The sequence below is a fragment of the Streptomyces sp. NPDC003011 genome (assembly GCF_053591515.1).
In genome coordinates, this window is record NZ_JBSFTY010000008.1 from 62,388 (window position 1) to 74,676 (window position 12,289).

At 74.4% G+C, this 12,289-nt stretch carries 8 protein-coding genes; 2 read left to right on the plus strand and 6 right to left on the minus strand.

Annotated elements, in window-relative coordinates:
* Nucleotides 1-128: 128 nt before the first annotated feature.
* The gene (locus ACWD0J_RS06290; RefSeq protein ID WP_451494661.1) at nucleotides 129-989 is read right to left on the minus strand and encodes an alpha/beta fold hydrolase; all 861 of its coding nucleotides are present in this window, start codon (nucleotides 987-989) and stop codon (nucleotides 129-131) included.
* 172 nt (nucleotides 990-1,161) lie between these two features.
* Between ACWD0J_RS06290 and ACWD0J_RS06295 the strand changes: the two genes are divergently transcribed.
* Together ACWD0J_RS06295 and ACWD0J_RS06300 are read left to right on the plus strand one after the other, a co-directional pair.
* Nucleotides 1,162-1,335 (plus strand): CsbD family protein, encoded by a 174-nt coding sequence (locus tag ACWD0J_RS06295; RefSeq protein WP_451494589.1) that lies wholly within the window; start codon nucleotides 1,162-1,164, stop codon nucleotides 1,333-1,335.
* A gap of 192 nt (nucleotides 1,336-1,527) precedes the next feature.
* Nucleotides 1,528-3,249, plus strand: coding sequence for a hypothetical protein (locus ACWD0J_RS06300; protein ID WP_451494590.1), 1,722 nt, complete (start codon nucleotides 1,528-1,530; stop codon nucleotides 3,247-3,249).
* A 95-nt stretch (nucleotides 3,250-3,344) separates the two neighbouring features.
* On the opposite strand, the gene ACWD0J_RS06305 is transcribed toward ACWD0J_RS06300, so the two are convergent.
* From ACWD0J_RS06305 to ACWD0J_RS06325, 5 genes are all read right to left on the minus strand, one after another.
* The gene (locus tag ACWD0J_RS06305) at nucleotides 3,345-3,986 is read right to left on the minus strand and encodes a cutinase family protein (RefSeq protein WP_451494591.1); all 642 of its coding nucleotides are present in this window, start codon (nucleotides 3,984-3,986) and stop codon (nucleotides 3,345-3,347) included.
* Between the two features lie 153 nt (nucleotides 3,987-4,139).
* Nucleotides 4,140-5,363, minus strand: a complete 1,224-nt coding sequence (locus ACWD0J_RS06310; RefSeq protein WP_451494592.1) for a PucR family transcriptional regulator — start codon at nucleotides 5,361-5,363, stop codon at nucleotides 4,140-4,142.
* A 122-nt stretch (nucleotides 5,364-5,485) separates the two neighbouring features.
* Nucleotides 5,486-6,430, minus strand: a complete 945-nt coding sequence (locus ACWD0J_RS06315; protein ID WP_451494593.1) for an alpha/beta hydrolase — start codon at nucleotides 6,428-6,430, stop codon at nucleotides 5,486-5,488.
* 63 nt (nucleotides 6,431-6,493) lie between these two features.
* Nucleotides 6,494-10,507 carry a beta-ketoacyl synthase N-terminal-like domain-containing protein gene (locus ACWD0J_RS06320; protein WP_451494594.1) on the minus strand — a complete coding sequence of 1,338 codons (4,014 nt, stop codon included), beginning with the start codon at nucleotides 10,505-10,507 and terminating at the stop codon, nucleotides 6,494-6,496.
* Nucleotides 10,504-12,288, minus strand: a complete 1,785-nt coding sequence (locus tag ACWD0J_RS06325) for a fatty acyl-AMP ligase (protein ID WP_451494595.1) — start codon at nucleotides 12,286-12,288, stop codon at nucleotides 10,504-10,506. The genes ACWD0J_RS06320 and ACWD0J_RS06325 overlap by 4 nt, the downstream gene beginning before the upstream one ends.
* Nucleotide 12,289: the final 1 nt, after the last annotated feature.

The window sequence follows — 12,289 nt, forward strand, 5'->3', positions numbered from 1 at the left end:
TCGTCTCCTGCGCACCAGTGCCCTACCAGCGTCACCAGTGCGGCCGCTCGCCGCTACCGGCGGCGGGCCACGTGAGGGACCCCGAGCCGGCGCGGTGTCCGGCGTCACGGCGACGGGCGGCCGGCGACTCAGCCGGTGAAGAACTCCGCCAGGGCGTCGGCCAGCGGCCCCGGAGCCTGCTCCGCCACGTGGTGCCCGGAGTCGATCCCGTGACCGCGTACGTCGTCGGCCCAGTTGCGCCAGATGGCCACCGGATCGCCGTAGAGCTCCTCCAGGTCGTCCCGCAGCGACCACAGCACCAGTGCCGGGCACCGGATCCTGAGGCCCGCGACCCAGTCGGCCTCCTCGTCCCGCGCGTCGACGGTGAGACCGGCGCGATAGTCCTCCAGCATGGCCCGCACCACGTCGGGATCGCGGGTGGCGGCGCGCCATTCGTCATGGTTCTCCTGGCCCATCTCCTGCGGGTCACCCCGGTACCAGCTGTCGGGGTCGGCGGTGATGACCCGTTCCGGGATCTCCGGCTGGGCGAAGAAGAACCAGTGCCACCACCGCGTGGCGAACCGCGCGTCGACGCGCGCCAGGTGCTCCGTCAGCGGCAGCCCGTCCAGGAAGGCCACCCGTGACACGGCCTCGGAGTGGTCCAGGACCAGGCGCAGGGCGACCGGGGCGCCCCGGTCGTGTCCGGCCACCCCGAACCGGTCGTGCCCGAGCGCCCGCATCACCCGCACCATGTCCCCGGCGACGGCGCGCTTGGAGTGGGCGGAGTGGTCCGGGGTGGGCGCGGGCCCGCGCGAGCGGCCGTACCCCCGCAGGTCGGGGCAGACGACCGTGAAGCCGCGCGCGACCAGCCGCGGCGCGACGCGATGCCAGGTCGCCGACGTGCGCGGATGACCGTGGAGCAACAGGAGCGGCGGGCCCTGTCCGCCGTGCCGGACGAAGATCTCGGCCTCGCCGACGTCGATGGTCGTGGCACGGAAGCCGTCGAACATCATCCGGTCGCCTCCTGCTCGCTCGTGGGCCGCGTGGGCCCCGTGGGCCGAAAGGTACGGCTTCCGGCTTCCCGGAAAGACGAGCGGGATTCCTCGCCCCGGTTTGGACCTCGCGGACACGGTTACCCGCTGTGGTGACACCGAGGTCGACTACGACTTGGAGTGATTCAACGTGGCCGGAGACCAGAAGGCCAAGGCGAAGAAGGAACAGGCCAAGGGCAAGGCCAAGGAGGCGATCGGCCGCACGGTGGGCAACGAGCGGATGGAAGCCGAGGGCCGTGCCGAGCAGTCGAAGGGCGACGCACGTCAGACCAAGGAGAAGGCGAAGGACACCTTCAAGCACTGAGGGACGCCTTCGAGCACTGACGCCCTCGGGCACTGAGCGTTCCCTGGGCATGCGGCAGATCCTCGGCGGGACCCCGTCCATCGGACGGGGTCCCGCTGTTCTGTGTCGTCCGGTGACAAAGGGCGATCCGGAGAGCTGAATTCCTGTGAGCACCGCCTGAACGGACGCCGCCCGCCGCCCTACCGTCCCGCTATGAGAACGAGTCGCAGCAGGAAAAGAACGTGGCGAAGTGCCGCGCTGGCGGTGCTGCTGACCGCGGGGGCGCTGACAGCCGTCACCCCGGGGGCTCAGGCACAGGACGCGCGGACCGAGACGCCGGTGCGCACGACAGCGCCGGCCGATGGCGTGGTCGAGTCGATGGTGCGGGTGAAGGTGCCGCTGCCGGCGTCCTTCGGGGCGCGTCCGGCGGCGTGCGACTGGCTGTCGTACCTGCGCTACCGCTCCGCCGACGGCCCGGCCGCCTCGGCCGACGCCGACCGGGTCCTCGTCGCCCAGCCGGGCATCCTGGAGGGCGCCGGTGCCTTCGACAGCGTCGCCCGCTCCACCGTGGCCCGGGCGGCCGAGCAGGGCAGCCACATCGAGTTCTGGGCCCTGGACCGGCGGTCCAACTGTCTGGAGGACCGCACCGGCATCGCCTCCGGCGACCAGCACACCGCCGTCGACTACTACTACCGCGGCAAGCAGGTGGCCGGCCGCACGTTCGCCGGATACGTCGGCAACGACCGGCTGGGCTGGATGGCGAGGCTCGGCATCGAACAGACCGTCCGCGACGAGTACGACCTGCTCGCCGCCGAACTCCCCGACCCGTCCGTGCGGGGGGACAAGGTGCTGTGCGGCGGCCACTCGCTGGGCGGAGTGATCACCGGCTACTTCGCGGCCGCCGACTTCGACGCGGACCCCGCCACCACCGCGGACGCCGGGTACAACCAGTGCGCCGGCTACTTCGCCCTCGACACCACCGTGTCGACCTCACTGGGTGACCTCAGCGGCAGCATCCCGGACGACACCAACCTGCCCGACATCGGCCTCGGTCACGGTGCGGTGCAGGCGGGCCTCGACAGCGGTCTGCTGTCCCGCTCCCTGTCGGCGCCGGTGCTGCTCAACCCGGAGACCATGACCGTCCTCGCCATCGCGGGCCTGGGCGCGGTCCAGGCCCCCGGCGCCGAGGCCGACCTGCCCCGCTACCTGCCCGCCGGCGCCAACATCGAGACCACCAACCGTTTCCTGTTCTCCAAGGACGCCGCGGCCTTCCTCAGCGGCACACCCGCACTGGAGGACTTCCGGCTCACCAACGAGGCGCTCCTGGGCACCTTCATGGACGACCACTCCGTCCCCCTGGCCTTCCTGCAGAGCAGCGTGGGCTTCTTCGACGGCGGCCCGGTCACCGACAAGAACTTCCCCGCCGCCAACGGCGCCGACGACCGGCCGGGCCTGTTCGGCACCGAGTACAAGGCCATCCCCGCCCAGCCGGACGGTCCGCTGTACACCTGGCGCAATTACGACCGTGTCGGCGACCCGGACGACCCCGGACACCGCTCCGCCGACGGCACGCCGTTCACCTCGGCCGCCAAGGAGGTCACCGACATCCAGGAGCTGGCCCGCAGCATGGCCGAGCAGCCGCTGGACTTCACCGAGCAGTACTTCCCGACCAAGCTGGTCACCGACATCCAGCTGTCGACCTCACCGCAGGTGAAGCGGCTGGTGGTGCACCCCGAGGGGCTCACCGCGCATCCGACGCTCACCGTGCTCGCGGGCGACGGACTGCTGGCGGGCCGCGTCCCGGCTGACCTGGACCCGGTCGTCGCCGAGGGCTACCAGCACCTCGACGTCCTGACCGCCGCGCCCGTCCAGAACAACGGGCTGCCCGAGCCCGTCTCCGTCAACCTCGCGCGTTTCGCGCGCTCGCCCGAGTAGGAGCCCCGCACCACAAAGGTGGGCCCGGGAGGTGATCACCTCCCGGGCCCACCGGCGTGTACGGCTCGGACTCCGGCGGCCCGGACCGTGGCGGTTCAGACCCTGCCGGCGGCGAACGCGGCCGCCTCCACGGCGTTGTCGCGGTAGCCGAGGTGGGCCCCCGTGTCACCCCCGCCGTTCTCGCAGATGGGGTCGCCCTGCGCGCAGATGTCGAGGGTGCGGCTCTGGTAGACGCCGGTGACGCTCTTGCCGAGGGCGCGGATCGGGTTGCCGAACAGCAGTACGGCAGCGACCTTCGGTTCGACGGCGGCGGGGAGGGTCGCGACGATGGGACTGCCGACCACCGCGCCCGCGCTGCTGATGCCGATCGAGTTGTCGACGACGTTCGCGCCCTGCGAATATCCCACCAGAACGAACCGCTGGTTCGGGCACGAGGCCGCCTGGCTCGTGACGTGGTTGACGAGATCCAGGTTTCCCTGTGCGGCCGACGTCAGGGAAAGGTTCGCGGGATAGTCCACGCCGTAGCTGGACAGGGTTTTGCCGGGGATTTTCTTCCGGAGTTCGGAATACACCGGATCGCCGACGATGAAGCCGAGGGTGCCCGGCTCGAAGGTGCCGCGGGCCGAGACGACCTCGACATCGGTGCAGGGAGCGGCTGTTGCGGTGGGGGCCGAGACAGTCACCAGTCCGGCCCCGCCGGCCAGTGAGAGCGCGGCGAGGCACAAGCGGATACGCATGGGGAATCCTCCGCGTGCGGGGCGCGTGATTGCGCCTGCTCAGTGGAACGGTCCCGACCGTATTCGCTTCACTGGCGAAATGTTATGCAGTGGATTACCGAATTACCGCGGCTTTTTGTGCCCGCATGAGCATCGCCCTCGAAAGGAATTCCATCAGCTGTCCGGCACCTGCTCCCGTAATGCCTCGGCGCGCAATACCAGCACCAGGTCCAGGCGGGTGTCCGGCTCGTGCAGGGCGTCACCGAACAGCTTCTCCAGCTGCCGCAGGCGGTAGCGGACCGTCTGCGGGTGGACGTGCAGTCGCGCGGCGACGTCGGGGACGTTGCTGCCGCTGAGCAGCCAGGCCAGCAGGGTCTCCGCGAGCCGGGGACGCTGTCCCGCCGACACGGCGTCGAGGGGGGCCAGGACCCGCGCCTGCAACTGCGCCAGCAACGGTTCGTCACTGTGCAGCACCAGCGTCGACAGGTGGTCGGCGCAGTGCACCACTCCCTGCCGGGGCAGGATCCCGCGGCCCATGAGCCCGAGCGCCCGGGTGGCCCAGTGCAGCGACCGGGCCGCCTCGGTGAGCGGGACCGTCGGACCGATCGCGGCCGGCCGGCCGCGCAGCGCGAGGGCGAACGCCCGGCCGAACCGGCCGGAGCCGTCCGGATCGGGGACCAGCATGCGCGGCGGCCGGGACGTCATGTCCACCAGCGCGCCCGCCGCGGCCAGCGGCCGGTCCTCCTCGCGCTGTTCCTGGCCGGCCGCGAGCGCGACGACGGCGACCTGCCGCGGCACCGACCAGCGGGCGCCGTGCGCCAGGTCGTGCACCGCCTCCGGGGACACCGGACCCTCGCCCAGCAGCAGGTCGAGCAGACGCCGGCGACGCCGTTCCAGCTCGTCCGTGCTGCGCAGCCGGGCCTCCGCGTATCCGGCTGCCGCCGCCTCCGCGACCTCGTGCACGGTGCGGAAGGCCAGCTCGCCGAGCGCGGTCACGGCCGCCGAGTCCAGCCCGAGCGTCTCGGCCGTACGGCCCATCAGCCGCCAGGCGTGCAGCCCGCCGACCCGCAGCGCGGACTGCAACGCGTCCAGGCTGCGGCCCTCCAGTGCCTCGCCGCGCCCGAGTTCGTAGTACGTCGCGGCGATCGCGTCGTCCCGGCCGCGCGGATCGGCGATGTGGTCGACGAACAGGGTCAGCGCCTGCACCACGCCGGCTCTGATGTTCTCCCGGTAGGCCCCGTCGGCGGGACGCGCGTACTCGGGTACCTGCCGGCGGACCTCCTCCTCCACCGCGTCGGCGACCGTCGCCAGTTGCTCGCGCAGCAGTTTGGCCAGTTCGGGCGGTACCGGTGCGGCTTCTGGGCCGGCCAGGCCGCCGTGCGGGGCGGGAACAGCCATCGCGGACACTCCTTTCACCCGGAAGCGACTCACCCGCGGGTTGATTCCCGTGGGGCGAGTGGGACGTCCCGTCTTGGACGGACGTTCCCTGCGCTCCGTTCCGTGCCCCCGTGGCTCCGACATCACTCCGGCAGCCCCAGCGCACCGGCGAGCATCGGCCACGATGCCGTGAACTCCCGCTTCCAGTAAGGCCAGTCGTGGCCTCCGCCCGAGTAGAAGTTCGTGGTCACCGGAATGCGCAGGCGGGCCAGCGCGGCGGTGAACAGGTGCGCGGAGGGCCACAGCGCGCTCTCCAGCGCCTCGGGCAGCAGGTCACCGCTGCCGCCCGCGAGGCCGCTGCCGTTGGAGACGTACAGGGCGGTGCCCCGCAGTCCCTCGGCCCGGGCCCGCGGGTTGAAGTCGCGCCAGGTGAGGAGGTGGAACACCGGGTTGCCCCACAGAGTGGAGGGCGACAGGCTCTCGCGGGCCACGATGGCGTCCACGATCGGGGGGACACCGGGCGCGGTGGTGTCGAGGATGCCGCTGTAGGAGGCCGCGGCGCTGAACACGCCGGGGTGCCGGGCCGCGTGCGCCATCGCCCCGTAGCCGCCGGTCGAGACCCCGGCGATCGCCCGCACGCCGGAGGCCCGGTAGTCGCGGCGCAGCAGCGCGGGCACCTCCGTCAGCTGGAACGTCTCGTAGTCGGGCCCGTCGCGCCAGGCGGTCGGGATCCCGGTGGGCCCGCCGTCCGGCATCGCCACGATCAGGTCGCGGCCCTCGGTGAACGCCTCGATGCCGGTCTCGCGCGTCCAGGACGTGTAGTCGTCGTGGGCGCCGTGCAGCAGATACAACACGGGATACGTCCGGCCCGGCCGGGTGCCGAAACCCGACGGCAGGATGAGCCGCACGGGAGCGCTGCGGCCCAGCGCGGCGGAGGGCACGGACACGTCCAGCGTGCGCGGCCCGAGCCGGGTCGCGGCCCGGGCGCTGCCGGTGGCGGCCCCGGCTCCGAACAGGACGGCCAGACCGGCGGCGGCCGCCGCCTTGGTGACGGCGCGCCGGGACACGGGGGTGGGGCGGTGGTACATGGCGGCTCCTAGGGGGTTCCTGCTCGGGCTTCCCGTTGCGGCCGGGCTGCTCGCGGGCCCGCCTCAGCGGGCCGGCTCGGCGAGCGCCCGGCGCAGATGTGCGGCGATCTCGTCGACGTGCGGCGGATCGAGCAGCGACAGATGGTGTCCGCTCGTCGGGACGACCTCCAGACGCGGGCACACCTCGTCCCAGCCCAGCGCCTCGTCGTCCCGCTCGTACGCCGGGTCGCGCACGGTGTGCGGCGCGGGCTCGCCGGCCCGGTACAGGACCACGCGGCCGTCGTAGCGGCCCGGCCGGTGGGCCTCGCCGGTCCGCAGGTCGAGGTAGGAGGCCCGCTGGTGCTCCAGCGCGGCGGACGGCACGTCGACGGCCTCGCGCACGGCCCGCAGCACGGCGTCGATGCGCTCACCGTCGTCGTCCAGGGCCACGAGCTCGTCGTACGGCAGGTCCAGGCGGGCACCGTAGGTGTCGGCGACGTGCCGGGCGAAGCCCGTGAGGTGGGCGCGGATCCGGTCGGCCGGTGTGCGGCCGGGCTGGGGGAGGGGGCGTACGGAGTCGATGAGGGCCACCAGGCCGACGGACCGCCCGGCGGCCGTGAGCAGGCGTGCGGTCTCCTGGGCGACGAAGCCGCCGAAGGACCAGCCGCCCAGCAGGCAGGGCCCGTCGGAGTGCGTCGCGGTGATGGCCTCGGCACAACGGCGCGCCTTCTCCGACACCGTGCGCGCCTGCTCCATCCGCTCCAGCCCGTACACCGGGCGGTCGTCCCCGAGCCGTTCGGCGAGTCGCCGGTAGACGTCGGTGGAGCCGCCGGCGGCGTGGAAGAGGAACAGCGGGGGCTGCGAGCCGGTGGCGCGCAGCACCCGCACCGGAAAGTCCTCGTCCGTCGCCCGGGACGGCAGGGCCTGCCCGATCCGGTCGGCCGCCTCGTCGACGGTCGCGGTGGCCAGCAGGTCGCGCAGGGGCAGTTCGATGCCGAACTCGCGCTCCACGGCCGTGCGGATCCGGACGGCCATGAGCGAGTCCAGGCCGAGGTCCGCCCACGCCGTGGCGGGCGTGACGCGGGCCGGGGTGTGTCCGGTGACGGCGGCGATGTGGTGCGTCAGCCGGGCCAGGACGGAGCCGGGTGGCGCCGCGGCCGGCTCCGGGCGGGGCGTGGGGGCCTGCGCGGCCGTCGGCCCGGCGGGGCGGTCCCGGCCGCCGTCCGTCCACCAGTGCCGCGTGTGCCGCCAGCGCGGCGCGGGCACGTCGACCACCCGGCCGGCGGGGAGGGGCAGGTGGAGGCCCGCCGTGTACAGGGTGGCGAGCTGTGCCGCGAACGCGGCGGAGTCGTCCGCGTCCCGGCGCAGGGTGTGGACGACGAGCGCGTCCGGGACGGTGTCGGTGACGGCCCGCGTGAGGACCGGGTGGGGCGAGATCTCGACGAAGGCGGTGTGCCCGTCCGCCGCGGCGGCCGCGACCGCCCGGTCCAGGCGCACCGGCCGCCGCAGGTTGGCGGCCCAGTGGGCGGCGTCGAAGCGGCACTCCCCGCGCGGGTCGTCCAGGACGGTCGAGTAGACGGGAACGCGTGGCCGGCGGCCCCGCAGCCCGGCCAGCGCCCCGGTCAGCTCCGGCAGCAGCGGGTCGACCTGCGGCGAGTGCCCGGCGCCGGCCACCCGCATGGCGCGGGCGGCCCGCCCCCGCTCCTCCAGCCGCCGTACGAGCCGGGTCACCTCCGGCTCCTCACCGGTGACGACCTTGTGCCGGGGCGAGGAGTGCACGGCGACGTGCACACCGGGGAAGTCCCGTTCCAGGTCGTCCAGTTCGGCGTCCTCCAGGTCGACCACGGCCATCGCGCCGCCGCTCAGCCCGCTGAGCAGCCGGGCCCGTACGGCGACCACCCGGGCAGCGTCCGGCACGTCCAGGGCGCCCGCGCACACGGCGGCGGCCACCTCGCCCATGGAGTGCCCGATCACCGCCGCCGGTTCGGCCCCGCGGGAGCGCCACAGCTCGGCGAGCGCCACCTGGACGCCGAACAGGACGGGCTGGGCGACCTCCAGACGGTCCAGAGCGCCGCCGGCCGCCAGGTGGTCGTACAGCGACAGCCCGCATTCGGCGGCCAGTTGCGGATCGAGCTTCTCCACGGCGGTGGCGAACGCGGGCTCCTCGGCCAGCAGCCGTCTTCCCATGCCGGCCCACTGGCTGCCGTACCCGGAGAACACCCACACCGGGCCGCGTCCGACCCGGTCGCCCTCGCCCTCGACGACCCGCGGGTGGACCCGCTGCCCGGCCAGCGCGTCCAGCGCGTCCGCGAGTTCGCCGCGGTCGCGGGCCGTGACGGCGGCCCGTACCCGTCCGCGGCCGGTGCGTCCGGCGAGGGTGCGTGCCACGTCCGTGAGTCGAGCGGTGCGGCCCCTGCCCGTGCGCAGCCAGCCGGCGAGCCGGGCCGCGGTGTCGCGGACGCGTTCGGCGTCGACGTCGGACAGCGGGAACAGATGGGCGGCGGGCTCCCCGCCCGCGTCGGCAACGAGGTCTCCCGGCCGCCATTCCTCCAGTACCGCGTGGGCGTTGGTGCCGCCGAACCCGAAGCCGGACACCCCGGCGGTGGCCGTGCCGCCGTAGCGGGGCCACGGTTCGGCCTCCGTCACCACCCGCAGCCGCGCCTCGCCCAGCGCGCTGCCGTCCGCGCAGTGCAGGGAGGGCGGGAGGTGGTCGTGGTGGAGGGCCAGAACAGTCTTCACCAGGCCGGCGATGCCCGCGGCCGACTCCAGATGGCCGAGGTTGCCCTTCACGGAGCCGAGCAGCAGCGGCTGGTCGGGTTCGCGGCCCCGGCCGAGCACGGCGTCCAGGGCGCCCGCCTCGATCGGGTCGCCGAGCGGGGTGCCGGTGCCGTGGGCCTCGACGTAGTCGACGGATTCCGGAGCGAGGCCGGCCCGCGCGTACGCGGTGCTCAGCAGGGCCCGCTGGGCGGCCGGGTTGGGGGCCATCAGGCCGCCGGAACGACCGTCGGAGTTGACGGCGGTGGCCCGGACGACGGCGAGGACCCGGTCGCCGTCCCGCTCGGCGTCCGACAGCCGCTTCAGCAGCACGGCCGCGCACCCCTCGCCGCGGCCGATCCCGTCGGCCGCCGCCGAGAACGGCTTGCACCGCCCGTTGGGCGCGAGCGCCCCGGCCCGCTGGAACGCCATGGTGACGGTGGGGGAGAGCAGCACGTTGACCCCGGCGGCGATCGCCGTGTCGCACTCGCCGGTGCGCAGGCTGACGCAGGCGTGGTGCACGGCGACCAGCGAGGAGGAGCAGGCGGTGTCGACGGCCATGCTCGGCCCCCGCGTGTCCAGGACGTACGACAGCCGTCCCGCGGCCACGCTGAGGGCCGCCCCGGCCGGAGCCCAGGGGTCCACGGCGGCCGGGTCGGCGCCGGTGAGCTGCCCGTACTCCGGCGCGGAGATCCCGACGAAGACACCGGTGGCGGTACCGGCGAGGGAGGCGGCCGGGACGGCGGCGTGCGCGAGCGCCTCGTGCACCACCTCCAGGAGGATCCGCTGCTGCGGATCCATCACGGCGGCCTCGCGCGGGGTGATGTGGAAGAAGTCCGCGTCGAACCCGGCGACGTCGTCGAGATAGCCGCCGTACGCGGGCGCGTCGGCGGGCGGGAACGCGGTGAAGTCGCGCCACCGGTCCTCGGGCACCCGCCGGATCGCGTCGCCGCCCTCGCCCAGCAGCCGCCAGTAGTCGTCCGGGTCGTGCACCCCGCCGGGCAGCCGGCAGCCGACCCCGACGACCGCGACGGGCTCTGCGGGCGGCACGTCGGCGACCGGACGCAGCGGACGGCCCTCGTCCGCCGGACGGCTCTCCTGCGCCGCCGCGCACAGGTGCGCCACCAGGGCGTCGCCGGTCGGTGTCTCCCACAGCAGCGTCGACGGCAGTTCGCGGCCCAGGGCGTGCGACAGCTCCCCGGCCAGGGCGACCGCGTCCCGTGAGGCCATGCCGAGGTCGGCGAGCGGCCGGTCCATCGGGACGGACTCCACGGGCATGTCGTTCCAGGCGGCCACCCGCTCGGCGATCAGACGGCGCAGCGCGGCCTCGCCGACGGTCCTCATCCCGCGGCCCCCGGCGCCTCGGCGGCCCCGGTGTAGGCGCCCTCCAGATACCGGGCCCGGGTCAGCGCCCGGGACACCTTGCCGCTGGATGTACGCGGCACGGTCCCCGGCGGCACGAGCACCACGTCGGCGAGCCGCAGCCCGTGCCGCGAGGAGACGGCCCCGCGCACCGCCCGTACCAGCGCCGGTACGTCGAGGTCGGCCAGGCTGGTGGCACGTCCGTGCTCGGCCACCACCACGACCCGCTCGCCGGCCGTGCCCGGCACGGAGAACGCGGCGAGCCGGTCGCGGCGCACCGCCGGGTGCGTGTCCTGGACCGTGGCCTCGATGTCCTGCGGGTAGTGGTTGCGCCCGTCGACGACGATGAGGTCCTTCAGCCGCCCGGTGACGACCAGCTGCCCGTCCAGCACGGTCCCCAGGTCGCCGGTGCGCAGCCATCCGCCGTGGTGGTCCGTGTCGGCGGAGCCGGCCGTGGCGGTCTTGGCGGTCCCGGCGCGGAAGACGCGCCGGGTGTCGGCCTCCCGGTTCCAGTAGCCGCGGCCGACGTTGGGACCCTGGACCCGGATCTCCCCGATCTCCCCCTCGGACAGCACGGCACCGGTCGCGGGGTCGGTGACGCGCAGCCGCTGGCCCGCCGGGGCGCCGCAGCCGGCGAGCAGCACCGCCCTGGGGTCCTCGGGGCGTGCGGGCAGGGCCTTCCCGGAGGCGAGGGCGTCCCGGTCGAGCGCGAACCGGCGCAGCGGCTCACCGGGCCGGGCGGCACTGACGAAGACGGTGGCCTCGGCGAGCCCGTACGACGGGCAGTGGGTGTCCGGGGCGAGCCCCTGTTCGGCGAAGGCCTCGTGGAACCGGTCGGCGGTTCCGGGGCGGACCGGCTCGCTGCCGTTGATCAGCGCGGCGACGCCGTCGAGGCGCAGATCCGCCTTCTGCTCGGCGGTGACGGCGGAGGAGCAGTAGTCGTAGGCGAAGTTGGGCGCGGCGCTGAGCGCGCGCGGATGCGCGGCGAGCAGCCGCAGCCAGCGCACCGGCTGGTGCAGGAACGCGGCCGGGTCCATGAGCACCGACAGTGCCCCGCGCACGACGGGGGCGGCGATGCTCAGCACCAGCCCCATGTCGTGGTAGAGCGGCAGCCAGCCCACGAAGGTCACCGGGTGCGCGTCGGCGCCGTAGGCCGACAGGGCCTGCCGGGCGTTGGCGACGACGTTGCCGTGGGTGATCTCCACGCCGGCCGGGGCCCGCGTCGAGCCGGAGGTGTACTGGAGGTAGGCGGTCGCCCGCTCGTCCACGGTCACCGGCTGCCATGCGTCGGCGGCGGAGTCGGGGACGTCGTCGGCGGCGACGACCCGTACCGTGTCGCGGTCGCAGAAGTCCCGGACCTCCGCCCGGGCGCGGCTCGTGGTCACCACGACCTTCGGCGCCGCGTCGGCCAGCACGCCCGCCAGCCGGTCGGCGTGCCCGGGCAGACTCGGCGGGTACAGCGGTACGGCGATCAGACCGGCCGCCAGCGTCGCCAGGAACCCGGTGACGTACTCGGTGCCCTGCGGGCACAGCAGCGCGACGCGCGCTCCCGGTTCGGCCTCCTCGGCGAGCCGGGCGGCCAGCGCCCGTACGCGCACGTCCAGGCGCCGCCAGGTGAGGGTGCGGTGGACGCCGCGCGAGTGCGGGGCGGGGTGGTCGACGTAGGTGAACGCCCGGCGGTCGGGGGTGGTCTCGGCCCAGTGCCGCACGAGCTCCGGCAGGGTCCGGCACGGGGGCGCGAGCGGGGGACGGCGGCTGTCCATG